15 protein-coding genes are annotated in these 22,076 nt (G+C 52.7%); 6 read left to right on the forward strand and 9 right to left on the reverse strand.

Going from position 1 to position 22,076, the window contains the following annotated elements:
• Window positions 1-58: 58 nt before the first annotated feature.
• The 5 genes from pstA to PT275_RS05330 all read right to left on the reverse strand — a co-directional run bounded on the left by pstA (window position 59) and on the right by PT275_RS05330 (window position 6,178).
• The gene (gene pstA / locus PT275_RS05310; protein ID WP_277152997.1) at window positions 59-1,189 is read right to left on the reverse strand and encodes a phosphate ABC transporter permease PstA; all 1,131 of its coding nucleotides are present in this window, start codon (window positions 1,187-1,189) and stop codon (window positions 59-61) included.
• Window positions 1,186-2,085: a phosphate ABC transporter permease subunit PstC gene (gene pstC, locus PT275_RS05315; protein WP_277153674.1), complete on the reverse strand. Its 900-nt coding sequence runs from the start codon at window positions 2,083-2,085 to the stop codon at window positions 1,186-1,188. Before pstC ends, pstA begins: the two co-directional genes overlap by 4 nt.
• 412 nt (window positions 2,086-2,497) lie before the next feature.
• On the reverse strand, window positions 2,498-3,622 hold the full coding sequence (gene pstS, locus PT275_RS05320; RefSeq protein WP_277153675.1) for a phosphate ABC transporter substrate-binding protein PstS: 1,125 nt from the start codon (window positions 3,620-3,622) through the stop codon (window positions 2,498-2,500).
• Between the two features lie 453 nt (window positions 3,623-4,075).
• Window positions 4,076-4,768, reverse strand: coding sequence for a 5'-methylthioadenosine/S-adenosylhomocysteine nucleosidase (mtnN, locus tag PT275_RS05325; RefSeq protein WP_277152999.1), 693 nt, complete (start codon window positions 4,766-4,768; stop codon window positions 4,076-4,078).
• Between the two features lie 162 nt (window positions 4,769-4,930).
• Window positions 4,931-6,178 carry a 3-deoxy-7-phosphoheptulonate synthase gene (locus PT275_RS05330; protein WP_277153002.1) on the reverse strand — a complete coding sequence of 416 codons (1,248 nt, stop codon included), beginning with the start codon at window positions 6,176-6,178 and terminating at the stop codon, window positions 4,931-4,933.
• A gap of 177 nt (window positions 6,179-6,355) precedes the next feature.
• Between PT275_RS05330 and PT275_RS05335 the strand changes: the two genes are divergently transcribed.
• From PT275_RS05335 to PT275_RS05360, 6 genes are all read left to right on the forward strand, one after another.
• Window positions 6,356-7,105, forward strand: a complete 750-nt coding sequence (locus PT275_RS05335; protein ID WP_277153004.1) for a hypothetical protein — start codon at window positions 6,356-6,358, stop codon at window positions 7,103-7,105.
• 92 nt (window positions 7,106-7,197) lie between these two features.
• Complete coding sequence (locus PT275_RS05340; protein WP_277153006.1) at window positions 7,198-7,971, forward strand: VWA domain-containing protein; 774 nt, start codon at window positions 7,198-7,200, stop codon at window positions 7,969-7,971.
• Complete coding sequence (locus tag PT275_RS05345) at window positions 7,968-9,404, forward strand: protein phosphatase 2C domain-containing protein (protein WP_277153008.1); 1,437 nt, start codon at window positions 7,968-7,970, stop codon at window positions 9,402-9,404. The genes PT275_RS05340 and PT275_RS05345 overlap by 4 nt, the downstream gene beginning before the upstream one ends.
• Complete coding sequence (locus PT275_RS05350; RefSeq protein WP_277153011.1) at window positions 9,395-10,489, forward strand: hypothetical protein; 1,095 nt, start codon at window positions 9,395-9,397, stop codon at window positions 10,487-10,489. The genes PT275_RS05345 and PT275_RS05350 overlap by 10 nt, the downstream gene beginning before the upstream one ends.
• Window positions 10,490-10,522: 33 nt before the next feature.
• On the forward strand, window positions 10,523-12,244 hold the full coding sequence (locus PT275_RS05355) for a hypothetical protein (protein ID WP_277153013.1): 1,722 nt from the start codon (window positions 10,523-10,525) through the stop codon (window positions 12,242-12,244).
• Between the two features lie 22 nt (window positions 12,245-12,266).
• Window positions 12,267-15,410, forward strand: a complete 3,144-nt coding sequence (locus PT275_RS05360) for a DUF3825 domain-containing protein (protein WP_277153015.1) — start codon at window positions 12,267-12,269, stop codon at window positions 15,408-15,410.
• An 89-nt stretch (window positions 15,411-15,499) separates the two neighbouring features.
• On the opposite strand, the gene PT275_RS05365 is transcribed toward PT275_RS05360, so the two are convergent.
• From PT275_RS05365 to PT275_RS05380, 4 genes are all read right to left on the reverse strand, one after another.
• Entirely contained in the window at window positions 15,500-16,984 is a 1,485-nt protein-coding gene (locus PT275_RS05365; RefSeq protein ID WP_277153017.1) for a protein kinase, read from the reverse strand.
• A 34-nt stretch (window positions 16,985-17,018) separates the two neighbouring features.
• Complete coding sequence (locus tag PT275_RS05370; protein WP_277153020.1) at window positions 17,019-18,548, reverse strand: Hsp70 family protein; 1,530 nt, start codon at window positions 18,546-18,548, stop codon at window positions 17,019-17,021.
• 283 nt (window positions 18,549-18,831) lie between these two features.
• Entirely contained in the window at window positions 18,832-19,971 is a 1,140-nt protein-coding gene (locus PT275_RS05375) for a 3-deoxy-7-phosphoheptulonate synthase (protein ID WP_277153022.1), read from the reverse strand.
• 613 nt (window positions 19,972-20,584) lie between these two features.
• Window positions 20,585-21,922 carry a C1 family peptidase gene (locus PT275_RS05380; RefSeq protein WP_277153024.1) on the reverse strand — a complete coding sequence of 446 codons (1,338 nt, stop codon included), beginning with the start codon at window positions 21,920-21,922 and terminating at the stop codon, window positions 20,585-20,587.
• Window positions 21,923-22,076: the final 154 nt, after the last annotated feature.

Here is a 22,076-nt window from a genome sequence, read left to right on the forward strand (position 1 = left end):
CCACCAGACCGTAATCCTGCGGCCGCACGATAAACCAACGAAGTATTCGACATATTGCTCATTTCGCCTCCACGCTGAAGAGGTGCTGCACCAGGCGGCCGATGAGGTTCAGGACCAGCACGATGGCAATGAGTACCAGCGCTGCGGCCCACGAACGTTCGGAGGGAATGGACGCAACGCAGCCGGGGCCGGCGCTCGCCGGGCAGGTCACCGACATCTTGCTGTATTCCTGGTAGACGAAAACCGGCAGCGTCGTCATCTGACCGCTAAAGAGGTTCCAGTTGGTGGTGACGATGAAACCGGCGGTCATCAGAAGCGGCGCGGTTTCGCCGATCACGCGGGCGATGGCGAGGATGACGCCGGAAACGATGCCCGGCAGTGCGGTGCGCAGCACAACTTTGACGATGGTGCGGGATTTGGTGACGCCAAGCGCGTACGAGGCCTCGCGCAGGTCGTCGGGAACGATTCGCAGCATTTCGACGCTGGAATTGACAACCGTCGGAATCATCAGAATCGAAAGCGCGACCGAACCTTCGAAACCGTTGGAAATGCCCGGTCCCATCAGAATCGCGAACAGTGAGAAAGCAAAGAGGCCAGCGACGATCGAGGGAATGCCGCTCATCACGTTGACCAGCAGCGAAATGGCCTTGGCGAACTTGCCGCCTCGCGCGTATTCCGTCAGATAAATCGCGCACATCAGGCCGACCGGCACGGAAATCAGCATTGCGCCAAGCGTGACTTCCAGCGTGCCGATGATGGCGTGCTCGATGCCGCCATGGCCGCCGCTGGGCGTCGGCATGCCGCCGATCACGCCGGACATGTTGTAGGCAAGGAAGTTCAGATTAAGCCGTTTGACGCCGCACGCAATGGTGGTCCAAAGCAAGGAAATCAGCGGAATCATCGCGACGACGAACGCGAGCGCAATAATCCCGGCCATGATTCGACTCTTCCATTCACGCCGCTTGAGCAGCGCTTCCGACGGCTTGAACTTTGAGAAATCGGGGGTCGAGCCAGCCGATTGCGAAGATACCGTTTCCGAATCGGCCGATGCATTCTCCACGATTCCGGCGTTCTGATTTTCGCGGATATTGCCGCCTGCCGCTTCAGAAGAACGTATGGCGTCAAATTCGGCTTCGGCGTCGACACCGCGCTTGCCGGAATCCGAAGAAGGACTGGTTTTCAAACTCATCGCGCACCTCCCTTCCGCGTAATGCGTCGGGCCAACAGATTGACCACGAACGTGATGACGAAGAGGACCAAACCGGTGGCGATCAGCGCAGAGACGCCGAGTGAATCGGCCTCGGGATATTGCGTGGCGATGTTGGCGGCGATGGTCTGGCTTTTCGAGGCCTGAAGCCAGTGCCACGAATAGGTCATACCCGGCGAAAGCACCATCATCACGGCCATGGTCTCCCCCAGCGCACGCCCGAGCGCCAGCATCGAGGCCGAGACCATGCCGGACTTGGCGAACGGCAGGGCGGTCAGCTTGATCATTTCCCATTTGGTCGCCCCGAGCGCGAGCGCCGCCTCCTGGTTGAGGCGCGGGGTCTGCGCGAAGATGTCACGGGTCATCGAGGTGATGATCGGCATGATCATGATGGCCAAAATCACCGCGGCGCTGGCTACGGTGCGCGGCGGGTTCGCGGCGGGCCCGGCGAACAGCGGAATCCAGCCCAAATGCACGGAAACCCAGTTCCAAAACGGGTACGTCGCAGGAACCAACACCAGCGCACCCCACAGCCCATAAATCACGGAAGGAATCGCGGCCAGCAGGTCGACGACATAATTGAGCACGGTACGGATGCGCTTGCGGGCATAGAACGTGATGAACAGGGCGACACCGACGGCGACAAAAAAGGCGATTGCCAGCGCGAGCGCCGCAATCACCACCGTACCGAAAACCAAGGGGCCGACATATTGCCAGAACCCATGCGCCTTGCCACCGCTCAAGGAGGCGAAGACAGCGGAAGTCTGCGCGTACGGACCGGCGAAAATCGGCCAGGCACGCAGCAGCAGGAAGAGCACCACCGCACCCAGAGCCACCAGAATCAGCGCTCCGGAACACAGGGCCACAGCGTGGAAAATCTTGTCCTGACTATGGCGGCCGGCTTTCGCGTTTGGCTGTGTGAAAGCATCGTTGTGACTTCCTTCACCACCAGCGCCGACGACCCCGCTGTTGCCGGTGTCGCTACCGACACCATTGCCATTGCCCTCGCTTTCGTGGGCAGCGCCGGAAATACCCTGCATACTGTCGGAATCACGACTAGTCTGATCGCGGCAGTCACTACGTTCACGAATGTTCCCGCCATCTGCCGACACGCCCGAACCCGTGAACGAGCGCGACACAGCCATCGGTATGGCTTGACCGGCACCGCCACTTGTTGATGTCATCGTCACACCTTTCCTTACGTTTGGAGCAAAGCCTTGCCGAGCCACCCCGGCAATATTTGCAGCCCTGTTGGTGTTCCAGAGAGAAATGGAATAAAAGTCGGTTATGTTATCTTTCCTGTATGGCATTCACGGATTTCAAGGCTTCCTGCGTGAGCATGCCGCCCAAAGGTGCCGAACCGGTGTTTTCAGCGGCCACTTTCTGTCCGCTGTTGCTCAAGACATATCCCAACCAGTCACGCACAAACTGGCCGGTTTTCGCGTCCTTGTAGGCGGGGCACGCCACGGCGTAGGAGGACGAGACGATCGGGTAATCGCCAGCGGCATCCGTAGCGTAATCGACGTCAACCACCACCCTGTCGCTGCCCTTTGGCATCGGACGTAACGGCGAGGCATTGACCGTTTTCGCGGCGGCGTCGGCTGCGGGCGCAACGTAATCGGGACCCACCTTCACCGCAACGGTACCAGAATTGCCGGCCTTGGCCACGTCGGCGTAACCGATGGTGCCGTCGGCCTGACCGATGCTGCTGACCACGCCATCGGTGCCTTTGGCGGCCTGACCGACCTCATTCGGCCAGTTTTCCTGCGGATCGTGAGGCCAATCGTTTGGTGCGGCGGCTTTGAGGTACGACGTGAAATTGTTGGTGGTGCCGGATTTGTCGGAGCGGTGAACCACGGTGATCGGCGTGGCCGGGAGGTCGACCTTGGGATTTTGCGCCTTGATGGCATCGTCATCCCATTGGGTGATTTTTCCATCGAAAATGCGGGCGATGACACTGGCATCCATGTTCAGATGCCTGCCCTGCCCGGAAATCCCCTTGAGATTGAAAGTCACTGCTATCGGGGAAACGTAAACGGGAACGTCGAATGCGGTGCCGGACTTGCAGACGGCTTTGGACTGCTCGACCTGCTGGTCGTTGAGCGGTGCATCGGTCCCCGCCCAAGCGATGGCGCCGGTCAGAAACGTGCTGACCCCTGCCCCGGAGCCGGAAGGGTTATAGGCAATTTTCGTGTTGCGGTTCCTGCCTTGATACGTGGCGATCCAGGCTTCCACCGCCCCTTGCTGGGAAGATGCCCCGGCACCGTGGAATTCACCGGATACCCCGGTCGCCTTGTGTTTGGAACCATTGGCGGAATCGGTTGGGCTGACATTATCGCCACAGGCCGTGAGTGTGGCCATCATCGCCAACGACGAAAAAACGGCGATGAGGCGCTTCAAGGAAGTGCTGTGCATGATGTTGGTCACGGTTTTATTATGACAGATAGTATGCCGTCAGCCACTAGACACTTCCCGATTATTTACATGACCTGTCCTGCCGGAACGCCGACCAATCGGGAATCAGGCCTCCGACCATGCCCGAAGCCGAAAACCGACCTTTCCCGCTGCTAACGATAGATGCATCCTCATAAATAGTGTCAATATGTTATTTTTTATCGTTCGACATTGCCGACCAAATTTTTTGAGCAGAACCGACCGCTTCCTGCACACAATGCCGACCTTTTATGACGGAAAGGTTCCAAAAGCAATACCCCGCCACCGTTTCGTTTCTCATTGGGCGAAAAGCGGAACGGCGACGGGGCTGACGTTTTGAGGCGTGCGCGGATTCGAACGCCCAGAAGTTCAGAAGGCTGAACGCTTTCAAAAGCCCACACGTCCAAGCGTCCTAACGCTCAGAAGTTAAAGGCTTTAGAGGCGGGTGACGATGTCGACGGCAATACGTGCGGCGGTATCGGCATATTCGGAAATGTCGAACTCATGGAACTGCTCGTAGGAGGTGTCGGCCTCGTCGGAAAGCGCACGAATGACCAGCGCGGGTACGTCGTTGCGGGCGGCGACATGGGCCACGGCCGCGCCCTCCATCTCCACCGCGTCGGCGTGCGTCTGTTCGGCGACCACAGCGGCGGCTTCAGGAGTGCCGATGAAATTGTTGCCGGAAGCGATGATGCCGGTCATGTGGTGGATGCCCAACTCGTCAAGCGCGGCCTCGGCCACGTCAAGCAGGTGGCGGTCACTGTGGAATTCGTCGGTTTCCGGCTTCCACTGGGCGATCATGCGCATGTCGGAATCGAGGTAACGCAGGGTGCCGCCCAACACCACGTCGTTGACATGCATGGACTTGTTGAGCGAACCGGCGATGCCGGAGAAGATAATTGCGTCGGGATGATAACCATCAACAAGGAACTGTGTGGTGGCGGCGGCGTTCACCAGACCCATGCCACCGACCGTCGCGGCGACGGCGATCTGCTCGCCGGACTTGGAGGTGAGCGTGCCGACGTTTACATCGAGGCTTGCCGCCTTGTTGTGCTTGACGCCGTTCAGCGACTTGGCAATCAGCGCGACTTCCTCTTCCATGGCTCCGATGATGGCGATGGTCTTCATATTGATATTTCCTCATTTCTGCGGCGACTTTTGGATTCTAAGATTATACGGGCCACTGGTCCTGACTGCGGCTTCTGACTACGCGTAAAGACTGAAGCCCACTTGCTATTAACGCCATTGACGCAAATCGGCAATCCGTTTTCATATATGTGAGCGAATACTTCACGCACTACGACGGACGTCGACCGCGTTGGCGAGCTCGCGCAGAAGACGTTCCGTTTCGGGCCAGGCGATGCACTTGTCGGTGATCGATTTGCCATATTCAAGCTGCGAAAGCGGGGCGGCTGGCTGGTTGCCGCCGGCGATGAAGCTTTCCATCATCAGCCCCGTGATATCGGGCTCGCCGGTGGCGATGCGACCGGCCAACTCGCGCGTGACCTGCGCCTGTCGAATCTCGTCCTTGCCGGAATTGCCATGGGAACAATCGATGACAAGTCCGTGGCAGGCGGCGGAATCCGCCGGCATCTCACTGCGAATCGATTGCATTGCCGCCTGCACCGAAGCGGTGTCGTAATTGGGTCCATGTGAAGAACCGCGCAGGACGACGTGGCAATCGGGGTTGCCCAGCGTCTCGACGGCGCTGGCCCGGCCAAGATGGTCGATGCCAAAGAATGTGTGCTGCTGCGTGGCAGTATAGCACCCGTCGATGGCAGCCTTGACCGAACCGTCGGTGGCGTTTTTAAAGCCGATCGGCATCGACATGCCGCTGGCCAGTTGCCGGTGGATCTGCGATTCGGTATTGCGAGCGCCGATGGCACCCCAGCTTATCGCGTCCGAAATGTATTGCGGGCTGGTAGGCTCCAGAAACTCCGTGGCCGCCGCGACCCCTTGATCAAGCACGCCGAGCAGCGTCTTGCGAGCGAGCAGCAGGCCCTTTTTGATGTTGTGGCTGCCATCGATGTCAGGATCGTTGATCAGCCCCTTCCACCCTACGGTGGTACGCGGCTTCTCGAAGTAAACACGCATGACAATCAGGAGACGGTCGCCAAGCTCGTCCTTCATTTTGGCGAGACGATGCGCGTAATCGAGCGCCGCATCGGGGTCGTGGACGGAACACGGACCAACGATGACCAGTAACCGGTCATCCTTGCCATAGAGGCAATTGCGGATCTCGTCACGGGAGCGGACAACCAGATCCGTCGCCTCGGCACTCAGCGGCATGCTCGACAGGACGTCGGCCGGGGTCGGCAGCGGCTCCAGCTCGAAGACGCGACGATTGACGATACGGCTGACGCCGACTTCGTCTTCCCAGCGCTTGACGCCGGCGACTTTCAGCGGATTTTCGCCGTTTTTGAGCGCCTTTTCGAAGGCGGCACGGTTTTTGACATCGTCGATGCCCTGCTCGGATTGATCTGCCAACCCGTTTCCGCCACCACTCTGTGGTGCACCATTCGCTTCATTATCCGTCATCGGCCGCATGCTCATGTTCTTCTCCAAGAATGTAGATTACTGACTACTCAATATAGTACAGAATCCGAGAGGAGAGACACCGAATCTCGGCCTCTGTTTTTAGTCGAAAATATCTGCGCCTCATGAAATACTTTAGTTGTAATTTCACTTGTGCAGTGCGGCAGAAGAAGGTGAAAGATGAACTCATACAGCAAGTATCGTATCTTGGTTACCGCTGCCGCCGTCGTGGCCATTGTCGCCCTCATCGTAGCCAAATTGCAGTCCTTCGACAGCGTCATCCAAAATGCGATTCGACCGGTCTTCGTCACTACGAGCGCTATGTCGAAAAAGCCTACCCCAAAACCCATTCTGGAACCAACCAGTGATGCCACCAAAACCCAATTGCCACAAGGATTTTCTTATAATAATATAAAGAAAAATGGACAGCCATATCTTGTTAATCCTTGTGCACCGATTGAATATTCTATCGCAGACCCTCCTTCACCGACTGAAAGCGAAAACCTAGTCAAAGCAATCAATACAACAGGCAGTTTCACTGGTATCACATTCAAACTGGTTCCAGAATTGAGCAAACAGCGATTCAAACCTTTAACGACGCAGTTGCAGTTTAAATTTATCGACGACGAAAGCATGAAAAAAAAGACCGAAGAAGACAACATAGTCTCTATAGCTGAAACATTAGACGCCTCAGACAATAGAAATGATATTGCGACTTTTTATAACAGAAGCTCCAATATTTCATCAACATATATCCAGCAAAATCCAGGCACTGAAGCTAGTTCTGAATATTTTACAGCAATATTAATAGCCCTTGGTCTAAAAGACACGGATTCTCTAGATACACTTAGCTACAATCTCGTAAAAAACACCCCAACCGACACGGACAAACAAGCCCTCAACGCATTGGTGCGCACCTGCCCGGCATAATTCATGGCCTTGAATAATCAAGAAACCAAATTTCGCATCATCAATGACTTTAACCATAATCACGTGCTCAGTAACCAGCGGAAGGAACTCTAATGGCAGACCCCGGACTTATGTCTATCTATCTCGTCCTTGATACCTCTCAATCTATGGGTTGGGAAGAAGAAGGGGAACCAATCAAAGAACTCGATGGCATCATAGAAAAAATCGTGAGACAGTGTGAATCCACACCAGAACTCGCCGATAATCTTCAGATTGAACTTATGACGTTCAGCACTCATGCAAATGTTTTACTGGATCTTCAGGACTGGACTGGGCTCGAAAAAGAGCTCACCTTTACCCCAGACGGAGCGACCTGCTACGGTGAGGCCTTCAACAAAATCGCGGATGAGCTATCTGCCAATGACGAAGGTCTTGCAAGATTGGAAAAAAGCAGAGGAGCCAAGCATGTTGACCCAGTGGTGTTCTTTATAACCGACGGACAGCCAGGTGGAACAATCGACGACCATCCCGCCGAAACCGCAGAGCAGCGAGATGCCGCTTGGAACAGAGTGCTGGAGTATTCAAATCGGTCCAATGTAAACTTTTTCGCCTTGGGTTTGGGGCTGGATCAAGAAGCCCGTACGATACTCGAACAATACCATTGCGGCAAACACGGTCGGACCGTAGCCCCTGAAGGCGGGGAAGCACAGGCAAGAGCACAGTTGGCCAAATTTATAAGCCTTATCGTCGAGTCAGCCACAAGATCGGCAATATATGGTATCGACCTAGGTGAAGTAGCCGAAAGAGCATTCGATCAAAGAAAAGTCATCAATGCCGGCGGTTTCGACGGTGTACCGGCAAAGAATGGTTTTGGAGCCGTGAAATGACAATTGGAAACCATAAACGACATAAAGAAAACCACGACACAGCTGTAGCTCCTAGCGAAGTCAAAGATCCAATGGCAAAAGAACCCATTGATTCCGGCGATACTCAACAAACGAAACACGCCGCCAATGGAGATGCCTTTGAAAACCGAGTCGAAGAACCATCTAAAGAGATGCTCGACACCACAAGCACGGGAGATGCAGGACTGGCACAACTTGTATCGTCCGTAAAAGGCCAATCAGCTGAGTTTCCTGCAACGCCAACAATAAATTCCGCTACTTCCTCAAAGGCTAGTCTTATGCCGCCTCCACCTTCTTCACCCCCCAAAGAAATAAACAAAGAAGCCCATACGCCACGCACGGTGGAAAAAGTAGATAAACCGTCAGACAATGGGATGTCGAAACCCGATATCGACCATGAAGCCTCTGCAACTGTTTCCAGCCACGATATTCCAGCAACATCTTCCAATCAATACCCGCAAGTGGAATCGGGGTTTAGAAAAGGCGCCGCCTTTCTGGGGACAAAGGATCAAAAAAACGACAACAGCTATGTTCGTTGGATTCCACATGAAGCGTATGAGGAAAACCAGCAACGTGACATGATGGGATCAGTCGTAGACGTAGTTAACATCAACGGTCTTATTGTAGGCGCCGCAGCAACAAGAGGGTTCAACCATTTCGGTTCAAGGGAACGCCAAGTAGCAAAAGTTCGGGAAGATGCCATCGCCTTTTCAACCGCCTGCAATCATCGCTACATCGTCGCGTCGATAGCCGACGGGGTCTCTGCTGCAGATTCCTCATCTTACGGCGCTCAGGAAGCTGTGAAATTTGCTCTTTCGGACGTGCAATCGCAATTGGACTCCTCCACCGAAATGAGCAACATCAATTGGGAGGAGGTCTTCGAGTATGTTTGCAATGGTTTAGGTGGATACTACTTATCCAAACAAAATGACTTCCCCAGCCGCGATCTCATGGCATTCCGCATAGGCACCACGTGTGAAGTGCTTGTGGTGGATACCCAAAGAGGAAAACACGGAGAGGTGCCATTCATAAGGGCAACTCTCGCCGGTGATGGTGCAGGATACATCCTGCACCGACCGAAATCGCACCCAGAAGTTGAGCTCATCGGTGAAATATGGAAACTCAAGGATGCTGACTTCAATACAGTCGGCGCTTTGCCAGAAGAACCCCCAGAAGGATTCCCCCACATCGTTAAGCCTTCACCGGCAAAAACCGGTGAGTGCATCATGCTCACCAGCGACGGGATCGACGAGGATATGAAAGAAGGAAATACCAAGGAGGCCCGCTATCTTTACCATCAACTCATCAGTCATAGCGCCGATAATCCGATCACGCAGCCGGAACTTCTGCAAACCATTCAATACGTGACGGACTGTTCGGGAGACGACAGGAGCATAGTAGCGATATGGTGCTGAAAATCACGGAGGAAAGCGTGCTTTCCGCCTCCACTGATCTCGGGAAAAGAGGAAGTCAAGGCAAACTCTACCGCCTTGATCGCTTGCAAGAGTTAGATTTTATTCCTCCGACAACTCAAGGCGAGCGCATCAAGACATGGAAAAGACTCGACGCTTTCCCCATCATCCTGTACAAACAGTATCTAATAGAACAAAGCGAAACAACAGAAAAAACAACAGGAGAAATAACAGGAGATATATTAGGCCACGAATCTTCAACAGCACTGCATCTGAATCGCCTTATCAATCTGTATCGTACAGCTTCTCAGCCGATTCGTGACATATTGGACGAATACAGCGCTTGGCCTATAGCCGCAGTGTATCGAGGTCATGCCTGCACCGGCTTCCTCATGCCAGACGTCAATCTCGATAATTACAATCAACCAGCCAAGCCCTGCAAATTGGATGAAAAGGAGTACACAACAACTGCCGGACTGTCATCATGGCTTCGTAGTACCGAAGCTATACAGAAGTTTAAACTCTGCCACTACTTTCCACTGAGCTGTGAAGACAAAACCAATTTCACTTTCAACGCTCTGACGTATGTCAATACCATGCATACGAACGGCCTGATCATCGGCGATCTCAGTTCCAGAAACATCCTTGCATACGTACCCAATCCCAATGAATCACGACAGGCACGAGCCAGAATCCATTTCATAGAAGTCGACACCACCCGTTTCATAGACAGTGGACCCGCGATGCCACAACGTGAAACACCTAAGTGGATACCTCCGGAACATGGCGATCCCAACGATTCCACAGAAGCAGAGTGTTCAGCAAAAGGACGATACCCCACCACTCAAACGGATGTTTGGAAATTAGCCCTACTCATACTGCGACTCTCCGATTCGGAAGACCACGTATTTCGAACCCAGTATGATCATCCCGACGAGATGGAAAGGATGAGAAACGTCTTTTCCAATCAATTCAGTGCCTATTCGGAATCATTTGTCGACATGGTCTTTCAGGCGTTTAACGATTATCCACAGAACAGGCCATCAATAACCGATTTATACGATGAATTTACCAACAATTGCCGTTAAATCACCCACCAACAAGAAAGGAGTCGACACGATATGAGCATTCAAATACTACTGGTTGACTCCCTTTTTGCGGCTGAAAATAGCTCAGATCGGGTGCAAAAACAAGTCAACGATGCCGTTAAGCAGCTGCCAGACGAAGATCATCTTCTCGCCGCAGTCATAGACAACACTTCATTCAGCGTAGTCGTTCCAGGCACGCCTATCCAAAAACTCCCTGATGATTGGATCGACACTCTCATCGATCAGGCACACCTAATGCGTGAATCTGGCGTCATTCCCCGTAGTTTAGCATTCAGTGAATTAGGTTCGACACTCAGCACACTCTGCCTAGCATGTGGCGATTTCTTTGACCATTCGCTTACTTGGATCAACCTCCTCAACAACGATTATGGCGCTGCGATCAATGATGTATATCCGGCACTCGCTGCCAAATATCCAGCGCTTGATGCCGCATACCCTGCAATCAAACAGAAGCTCCTTAAGGCAGAACAAATCCTCCGCGATAGCCGTAATACAGACAATATTCAAACCGATTCCGATTTGGAATCGCACACACGAGAAGAATTAATAGAGAAAAGCCATGAACTACAGGAAAAAATAGGGAAATTGATTGCAGAAAACGAGCCTGCAAACAATACTACGGACAAACCTGATACCGAAGCTACGGCGTCAAACGAACAGGCGCAACCACAGCCAACGCAAATTTCCACGACGGCAGCCACTAAGACACCAGCGTCAGGCAAGCAGGTGCAACAAACAACCACTACTACAACTTCATCATCTGGATCAACTTCAAACGCAACATCGAAACCGCCTTCATTCCCCCCATCCACCACCCATTCTGAATCAGCTTCGAAACAACCCGAAACTTCATCAAACGCATTACATCAACCAAAGTACAGTTTTATTCCCATCATCTTGTCATTGCTGAGCTTGCTGGTACTCGGATGCGCCATGGTGATTAATAATCTTCCGGAATTGGGAATCAAAACCTGGCCGAGGTTCATGGATGTTCCAATCAATACCGTAGCCGCTAACAATCTTCCCGAAACAGTTGCACTGATGGCTATACTCATCTCCTGTATAGTAGGGCTACCTAGAACGGTATCTATTCGAATAGTACTAGTCATCGCCGCCGATCTCATTTATCTTTTAGTGGCCATATGGCCGGTACCCATTACTTGGATAGCTGTTACATTATCAATCTTGGCATTTGGCGCATTCCTATGGGATCGATATGACAGCGAATATTGGGAAGATGGCAGTTCGTATAATTTTATGAAAAGCAAATCTTCAGGAAGGGATTTTTACCGGTTTACCTCGACAACCAAAATATTCGTTTACGCCATTATCATTTGGGCGATTACTATATACCCATTATCTATAGCTGCCACACGGATGTGCTTACCAGACGCGCAAAGAACAGCATCCACCGAGAAAACCCAAACACTCGAAGGCTTGGGCGTAAAGGAATTGATTCTATGCGCGGGAATCGGCTTGATATTTGCCCTTTGTACAGCATGTATGATGGCAGTCCATCGTCAAGAAGGCTTTTGGGGCAGTGGGATAGGAGCTCAGACGGGACTCATTATCTGTCCACTCATCATCGCCGTATTTTCCTGTTTTCTTTCCGCTTCAATCAACGCTGATTCATTCTGGGAAAATCTGCTCTGGTCTATCACGATTTTAGGCCCAATCGCTTGCATTTCTTACATCGTCGATGCTGAGGACTTCGAACTTACATGCCTAAATTAGATACCAACATTGAGAGGAAATCATGAACAATTCTGCAAAAACACTTTTCATTGCTTATGAAAACACCAAAGACCACAACGGCAAACCACAAGGCGAAAATTTCCAGTTTGCCATTGATGAGTGGAATGAAGACTCTGCCAACGCTGTCAAATTCAGAATCATTCCTTCAGACCAAGTGCTCTCAGGACAGGCGACTGTAGATATTGCCGTTGGTATTTTCGGTTGGAGCACCAACAATTCCGAACGATTCGCCTATAGCCTTCCTGCATTGTTGCTCGATGCCGCGGCATCACACGGGTCACTTTGCGTGCCTGTTTTCTTCACTCCGGAATCAAAATCCAAACGTCAACAATTCGACATCAAACAAGGATTTACGACAGACGCCCAGCTTAAAGATCTCGAAGAATATCGACAATTATTGGAAAAAGACAGAGGTTGGAAAACCTGGCAATATCAAGGTGGTCGAAGCCTGACTCCTTGGATCAAAAACCTTTCCGATTTTATCGACGAATATCAAATCCATTTGAATCAGCCCGTTCCCGATTCAACAAACACGTTCTTCTCTTCCACTCGGAGCACGCCAAGCAATCCCGATACTACCCAAAGTCAACCCTCGAACGCAAATGCCAAAAAACAAGCGTCCAAGCCTCAACCAGCAAAAAGCAAGACCACCCAAAAACACCAATCTGCGCCAGCACAAAGTGTTGTAAATCCACAAACCGTACCAACGACAGCCGGTGCCAAAGACCATCAATCAACTCCAGATACGGAAGAGACCAAAACGCAACCGCGCGTGCTTCGCAGCACTTCTACGGCGATTCCGGCTTTTATCCCTAAAAACCACAACCCCTCAGATTCCGCGCAGCAAGCGACATCATCTGCTCCGGAAACAAAGCAGGTACCATTGCCTGCCCCGCGGACAAAAAAGACCAACAAACAACAGCCGACTGGCAAGACCACTCCACTTGCGGAAAAGCCACGCACAACTGCGACCCCGACGGATATGCCGGCGAAACAAACCAAGCGAGCAGCCGCAACACCACCATCCATTGCGCCGGTCAACCCAACCACGCGGCCAACTACTCCGGCAAAATCCACTCAATCCGCTGGACCGGTCAATCCACCGATGACCACTCCGGCTGCACCAGCCAAGCCCATGGCCAAACAACCGTCCAAAAAGACTCAACCAGCAAAGCCTTCGAATCCTGCGAATCAGAAAGACTGGCTGGAGAATGCAGCAGACCAGCATCATCCCAACAAGTCGTTCCACGATATGTTGCGACAAAACCAGGAATCCGCTACCCCCCAACCTTCCGCCAAAAAACCGTCGCCGCAAAAGCCGAAAAACACGAGCACACCAGCGATCAATGCTGTCAATGCCTTGAGCCCAAAGACCGGAAACAGCGCACCCAAAGCCAAGCCAGAAGTCAAACCAGAAATCAAACCATCGGAAACCGGCAAAACCGAAATGGCAGCCGAGCCCAAACAGTCCAACTTCAAGGTGGCCAACAAACCGCAGGCGGCAGCTTCCCGCAAAATCCCCTTGAAAGCATACGACGATGATTACTTTTACAGGAAGGTCTACGAATTATGCGAGCATAAAGACGCATTACGCGGGAAGATGACAATCGATCATTCCAATCCGCCTGCAACGTGCAAAGCCCCGCTTCCAAACGTCTCCAGCTTCTTCGATGAGGTAGAAATCCTTACGAAAGACCTCGATTCACTGCAACACATGCTCATCGAAGGCATAGAAGCCGATACTCTTTTAGGCAATGCATGGAAATCCAGTGTCAAATACGGCGACTTGAAAACCGATCGAAGCGGAAACCAGATATGGTTCCCCATCGATCCGATATACATGCGCGATTCTCATATCAGGCTCGCCTGCATACACAAAAACAGCCGTACAAGCGGGAAGCGATGGAGTCTCAATACCATTCCGACAACACTTAACAAGTACCGCAACGAACTGGGATTTTTCAGGTCTCCAGCGAACCAACTTGATAATTTCGCGTTGATGCAGGCCCGGAAAGGCGACAACAAAATCATCCGTTCCAACAAACGAGGCAAAGCGTTTGACAACGTATACGACGAGCAGGAAGTCTATGCCAAACTGGCCGAATTCGCCGACTTCGATCCATTCATCGAACACGAATGCTGGGATTCGAAAGAAGAACCGTACGATATTCTGCGCACTTATCTCAGCCTCACCCTGTGCCGCTGCCGCAACGAAAACAAACTCCATGTCTCATTGGGTGACAAATCAGAAGGCGACTACGCGATTTTCAACACAGGTCTGCTCGGGCCAGGAAACGAACCGATCTACGCTTGCTTCGAACGTTGCAGATACAGTGATGAACTCAAGGGCAACTGGATACTACAGGATTTCGGCACCAAAATGGAATCGGCCATCAACAAGGGAATATGCTTTGCCATTCACGAGGATTCTCTTCCGCAAGCCCCCAGCCATATACCGGAATTCGATCTGGAGGCCTTCAGGAAAAACCCGAAGATCATTCCCAATATCGACCACTTCGTCTTTGACCATCCCGAACGCTTCCCACGTTCGTTCTGGCGCAATTCGCTTCAGGAGGCCGATATAGAGGATGACGAAAGCAAAGAGGTGATCGAACAACTGTACTCTGCGACAACACACGCAAATCTCAACAAAGCAGATCAGCAATTCGTAAAACGTTTCAGTTGGAACAACGAAAACAACGGCAAAACCGAAGGCGAGAACAAAGTCTTCAAGGATGTAGTAAACAGGAACTTCAAAAAGTTCCTCAATCCTGCGTTCACCGCAAACAACGCCTCATCCATCATCCTTCCCAACTATTACCCGCAGGACATGTACTATGACATGCAAACCGATACTTGTAATTCCCATGACGGATCAGAGGAATTCTTCATACCCATCAAGCTCGGATACGCCAACGATACGGTGCGCGGGCTGGTCGTGGCACAAAAGCCTGACGGCTCGATCGAAGTCCGTTCACTGTTCCCGCTGGATTTCGTCTATGAAACGGCACGCTTGTTCGGGCCGGTGAAAACCAGTTGGCTCGATTACGAGAAAGCCTTTGGAACGCAGGCGTCACGGGCGAAACAGGGTTCTCAAGTGCCGCAGCCAACACAGATCCCTCAGACAAAACAGGCTACAGACTAGCAACCAATCGCTAACATCCTGCCGGGGATTTCAAACGAAATCATTTTCTCCGGCAGGATATTTTCCATTCCTCTCTCATCCAGGTCCTGCTAATCAGAATTACGCGGATCAGCGCCACGCTGGCCGGAATTCGGGTCGATGGAATTATCCGTCGTGGAATCTTCTTTTGAATAGACAACCGACTTGGTCTCTTGGACATCTGCAGGGTTGGGCGAGTGCGCAACGCGAGTATTCGCCGGATCATTCTGCCGCAGGGACCAACGCACCTTACCCGTCTGAGTCTTGACGGCATGCGTGGGGCTCGTATCCAATGTCATCTTCAAGTCCGAATCGGCATTGATCAGATCAGCTGCGGCTTTCTGGTATTCCCGTTCCTCTCGTTGGTAGGTTTCGCTATATCCAACAGTGGTTTCTCGGGGCGCCATCATGGTTTCCGCTACCGTCGGCCCCTCGCTTTCATTCCAGATTTTCGTGGAATTCAGCCCACTTGGCTGGGCGAATTGTCCATCTGCCGCCCCTTTTCCAGCCTGCCCGCCATCACCGGAACCATGGCTTTGAATCCACGACCGCGCCTCCTGCAACGCTTTTGCAAGTTCAGCCGTTGTCTGATATCTGTTTTCAGGTTGATCGCTTTGGGCTTTTTCACTGATGGATTTCAAAAGACCCATATCGGAATCAAGATTCCTCAAAAAACGCACTTTCTGGATTGTCGCCTCGATCCCTTCGGATTTCACACCAAGGCATCTGTCAATCACCTTTCCGATACTGAAAATATCAGCCCGCTCATCGTATGGTTTGCCCCTCAAAACCTCTGGGGCCTCATAGCGGAACGTCCCTGCAGCGGTGGTGGCCTGTTCATCGCGTTCAAGAATGCGGGAAATGCCAAAATCGGCGAGTATGTAGTGACCGCTCAACTCATCATAAAAAATATTCGCCGGCTTGATGTCCCGATGGCAAAAAGATGCGTCTTTGGAGATGGACTGCGAGCACAACTGCAAGTCCCTGCACAAATCGAGGCCGACTTCGATGGTCTGTTCTGTGGTAAGCGGATCTGAATTCGCCAACTCATTTTCAAGCGTAAGCGGATAATATTCCATAAGCATGACCAGGTCCTCGCCCATCCAGGAACCGTCTTGCCAAGGCAGGGTAAAATGCCCGTAAATATTGACGGCACAGCGTTCTGATATGTCGCTGACCTTGTCCATGATCTCGCACTCCCGATGGGATCGGCGATAGATGTTACGTATACGTTTATCGCTATAAGGCCGGTCCGTTGCGCAGGCGAAAATATTCACCACTTTCAGCACGGCCGGCTGAGGTTCCCCATAACCGGCGTGGGAAACGAGGAATACGGCCGTTTTCTCCTGTTTATCTGCAGATTCAGGATCGTAAAGCGAGTCGACATAGGACCATGGACCGTTATCAAACGGGCGTGTATACCGTTCCCAATATTTGCGGGCCCTGTCATCCGCCGTGGTTACCGGATGACGTGGAATGGCGCGGCTCGGCGTAATCCCCAGCTTGAGTTCCAGTTTCTTTTCCAGCTTTTGTTCCGCTCTCTTTTTCCTGTCCATTTCGGTTCCTCCATTGGATCACGTTTTCAAATCGTCAATCGGTTTTTGGCTGGCTCCATACCACATTGTTTGCTTCGTCAAGCACCTTCACCCGAAGGATTCCTTGGACATCCATATTCATCACGCACCGATAGCGGGCACCTGCGGAAACAGACTCGTCGAAATCCATCTGACCCGAATAGACAGGTGCGTTAGGGTCGGACGCCTGGTACAACTCACAACGCTCACCGGCGACATCATCGGCAAATATTCTGATCGGGGCCCTAGTACAGCGATTGTTGGAGGACGAGAGAAACACATGGGTTTTTTCGACAGGCAGATGGTCCCCTATGACGATGACATTTTGTACGTACGAATTGCCTTTAATCGGATCGAATACGCCGATACCATAAGACTCCGGAGCTTTCAGCATCTTCACTGAGCCCATATCCGCTGAGCCCCTGTACGATTGCGCGTATAGCGCCGCCCCTCTCGCCACGCTCAGTTCCGGGTCATCCGCGACCTGCACGTTAATCTGAGGATACAATTTACGCAGACTTTGCACGATCATGGACATATTCGCACCCCCACCCACGCAGATGATATGTCGTATCGGTTCTTGGTCCAATGTGTTCGAATCGTCGATGACCAACTTCACCAGCTTCATGGTTTCACCAAGCAAATCACCGGTCTGCTTTTCAAAATCGGAACGGCGTACTGTAGTCGTTACGTTTACCGCTTTTCCATCGACGCAAGTCTGATATTCAGCGTTTGCCGATTGGCGGAAGCACAGCTCCCTCCGAACTTTTTCGGCAACCCGGGCAAGCAACTGCTCCTGTGCTGCAGAAAAATCGCAATTCGCATATGCCTTCCTGCATTCGTCCATCAGCGACTGCTTGAGACGCATTTGCCAGTCCTGCGTACCGCCACGTAGCGTTGTGGAAGACACGACATCGAAAAATTCACGAGAGCCTTCACACACCTGCACCACGGCCACATCACAGACCTGGCTTCCCAGATCGTAGACGAGAACCCGCTCATTTGCCTGAGGATCAGCGGCCTTACTGTAGTAATCCCACGCCGCGGCAACCGGCTCCCTGATCAGCCCCAACACGGGCAGTCCCGCCCCGCCCTGCTCGCGCGGGAAACGCAATGCATCACACAGGACATTGATTTCCGTCTTGGTGAACCCTGCCGGAACCGCCAACACCACACCGTTGATATTCTCTTGGATACCCGATTGACGCACTGCTTCCTGCGCACTGTCGCAAACTCCTCTCAAAAGGGAAGCAACGATCTGCCACGAAAGAAACGACTGGTTGTCGACATGCCATAACGAGTTTTCTCCTCTTTCATCGGTCAAACTCATTTTGATCGAAGAAACAAGATTCTTCTCCTCATCATTTTCCATGGCATATTGTTGCGCGGCGAAACCGACGAGCGCACCCTGTCCGTGATCGTAGTAAAACGCGGTGGGAACACTCCGGTCACCGGCCTGCGTCTGCGGCAAAACCACCACTTCCCCGTCGAGATTGCAAATTGCGACTTTAGAAAAACCAGTACCAAAATCAATGCCAATATTCAATGTACGGTCTTCCTATCTCTTCATCGATCCGACAAACCAACATCCAATCGTTCCATCTCATCTATGAGACATCCGCGTAACAACCCTCAGAATCTATCTGCAAGAATGCCTGTACAAGCTATCATAGCCTGAAATACGATAATGGCATCAATTCCGAACGTAAATAAGGAACGGTAAAACCGTCCAATGTCAATCTTCAACATCAGATTTGTTTTACCGTTCCTCCATCAGGTTCTTGGCCATTCAGCTTTACCGCAGAATGACCCCGCCTTCTAATGAATCGTCACTCGCCGTCAAGCTTACGACGGGAGGTGACGGCATCGGCGAGAGTGTGCAGCAGCTCATCGGTGCGATCCCAAGAGATGCACGGATCGGTGATGGAACGGCCGTAGACCAGCTGGTCAAGCGGCGCAGGCGACTGGTGGCCGCCGCGGATGTTGCTTTCCATCATCACTCCGAAAATGCCGGGCTCGCCTTTGGCCAGACGTGCGGCGATTTCCTCGACCACTTCGGCCTCGCGCACCTCATCCTTGCCGCAATTGCCATGGGCGGCGTCGATGACCAGGCCATGCTCGCTGGGACCGGTGACCTTGGATTGCTTCAAGGTTTCCAACGCTTCGGACACGGATTTCGCATCGTAGTTGGGACCGGTAGTGGAGCCACGCAGAACGATATGGCAATCTGGATTGCCCTTGGTTTCCGCGGAAATGACGCGGCCGTCAAGGTTGATCGACAGGAAATGGTGCTCGTTGGCCACGGCGTAACACGAATCCGCGGCAACCTTCACGGAACCGTCGGTGGAGTTCTTGAAGCCGATCGGCATCGACATGCCGCTGGCCAGCTCGCGGTGCACCTGGCTTTCGGTGTTGCGTGCGCCGATGGCACCCCAGCTGACCATATCGCAGATATACTGCGGAGTGATCGGATCAAGCCATTCCGTGGCCGTGGGCAGGCCTTCCTCCAAAACATCGGAAAGCACCTTGCGGGCCAGATACATGCCCTTGCGGATGTTGAATTCGCCGTCGAGATCGGGGTCGTTAATCAGACCCTTCCAGCCCACAGTGGTACGCGGCTTCTCAAAATAGACACGCATCACGATCATCAGGCGGTCTTTAAGCTCATCGTTGACCTTGGACAGACGTTGCGCATAATCCTTGGCTGCGGCCGGATCATGAATCGAGCAGGGGCCGACGATGACAAGCAGACGATCATCACGGCCATGCAGGATGTTGCGAATCTCCTGACGGGACTTCAAAACCAAATCGCTCATCGGCTTGGTCAGCGGACGTTCCTTCAGGAACTCACGCGGCGCAGGAATCGGGTCAAGCTGACGAATGTTGACATCCACTGTTTCGGGGTAAACGGCGCTGTCGCTAAATCGCTGTGCGTCCTCAGAACTTCCAGGCCCTCGCATAATTGCCATTATTCCCTCCTCTACTTGACATGGACTTCATTGCCACCGCTGCCGGTTTAAACAGCAACGGGCTCTTTATTATAATCGATTAAAGATTGCAACACAGCCGAATAATCACTTATTAATCTTCGTGCCGGTCCAACACAACAACGCATAAAATATGATCGCGGCCAACACCGACTTGACACCGGATGACAAGAGCACTCTGACATTCTCGACACCGATAAGCATGCCGATGACATCGATGCCGAACATGATCAACGCAAAAACCAGCGCCTAAATTGCCGGATGACTCCAGAAATAATTTCTCATCGAGATACTTCCTTGTCTGCCCGATGCTGCGTGGCCCCGTCTTAAGACGCGGCCACGGGCGCACGCACGAAAAGCCCGCAGGGCTTTTCTTATGCCCGAATCAAACTCTTTTTAGCTCCAACCGGTTGCCTGAAACCGGCAGGTGCCGGTTTCAGGCGCGTATTGGCCGAAAATAGCCCGCTGGGCTATTTTCTTCAGGCCAATGCGCCTGCAATTTTTGAGTTCGCTAACGCGAACACCCAATATCGCGTGGCCTTGTCTTAGGACAAGGCCACGGGCGCTTGCGAGAAAAGCCCACAGGGCTTTTCTCTTATGCAAGCGCCCCCATTGGATCCCAAGCCGGGAGCATTGTCGCGGGCTCAGTGAGCGCAGCCTGGTATTCGGCGGGGAGCATCGACTTCGGGACGGCGACCTCGTAGACGTATTCGCTGAACCAATCGTCGCTCATGGTGAAGTATCCCTTGTCGGCCACCTTGCAACCCCAGGAGTTCTCCACGCGCCAACGGTTGGTGGTCTTGCCGTCGTCGGCCACATCCACGCCGACGAACGCCATCGCATGGTTCATCGCGGAATCACCATAGCGAACGCGCGCTTCCTTGTCCATATCGAAATCAACGCCGTAAACCTTGCCGTATTCGTAAAGATCGGTGGCCCAAGCGCCGTTGTCGCGGTCCATCATCGGGTGGCAATCCGCACCGAACCAAGCCGGCATCTTAAGCTCGGAAAGGATGCGACGCACGCAGTCCTTCATAAACTGGTTCGGGACGTTCAAGTACTCGGTCGGGTCTCCCCCGACGACGTTGCCCAAGTGCTCGATGCCGATCTTCTTGCCCTTGGCGTGCTCGGCTCGCGGATCGTCGACGAGGCAAACGTAATCCTCAAGATCCGCGGACCCCACGTACTTCTTCCAGAACTCGACCGGCGTGGTCTCGCCGTCGCGGTGGAAGTTGCCGTCCTTGTCGGTCCACTCCCAGTCAAAGCTCTTCGGCGGCTCGCCCAAGTGGATGGTGAGCATGCGGTGACCGGCTTCGACGGTCTGATCAACGATGTGGTCGATTGCCGAAGGATCGGCATACATATGAGCCACAGCAGTGTGCAACAAACGACGCAGCTGCGTGTTCATTTCGCTGGTATTGGTCGACGAAGCAGTCTCAGGGAAGAAGTCCTTGGGCACGGCACCGTACTTCTTGTAAACGTTCATCGCCATCGTCCATTGGCCGCCGTCGCCCATCACATCGGCAAGCAGATGCTGCATCAGCTGAGAATCGGCAGGTTCACCGGCACGCACCAGATTCGCAACATCGCGTAGGAAGTAGTTGATGCGTTCAAGCTTATCGTAATACATTGCGTAATTCTGCGAGAACTCGAACTGCTCCAGATTGAGATTCTTCTTGGCCACGAAACGTGCCACGTTCAGGGAGCTGAACAGCCAGCAACGTCCGGAATGGTTCTGGTTGGTGACTTCGCCATTGTCGACAGTCACCGAGAAACGACGCTGAAGCCGGCGGGCGCGGTCATAATTGTGCGCCACCGGATTGATCCCGGACGTGGTGACGGCGTTCATCGCCAACGTGTTGACAGGCTGGGCCTCGAAATCGTCTTGCAACGCTTCCAGACGGTCGGCGCTCAACGGCTTCATTTCATTCATCAGATAATGCTCCTTTGATTGGTTTATATTCCACCATATTCCCTGCGCTGTATCGGACACTCACAATGGTATCGATAGCCACGCGGAAGACTGTGTACTAACGGAAAATAATAGAGTCGTACATAACGTTGCGCCGCAGCATACTCACCACGGC

It is taken from the genome of Bifidobacterium sp. ESL0745 (genome assembly GCF_029433335.1).
In the GTDB taxonomy this organism is placed as follows: Bacteria; Actinomycetota; Actinomycetes; order Actinomycetales; family Bifidobacteriaceae; genus Bifidobacterium.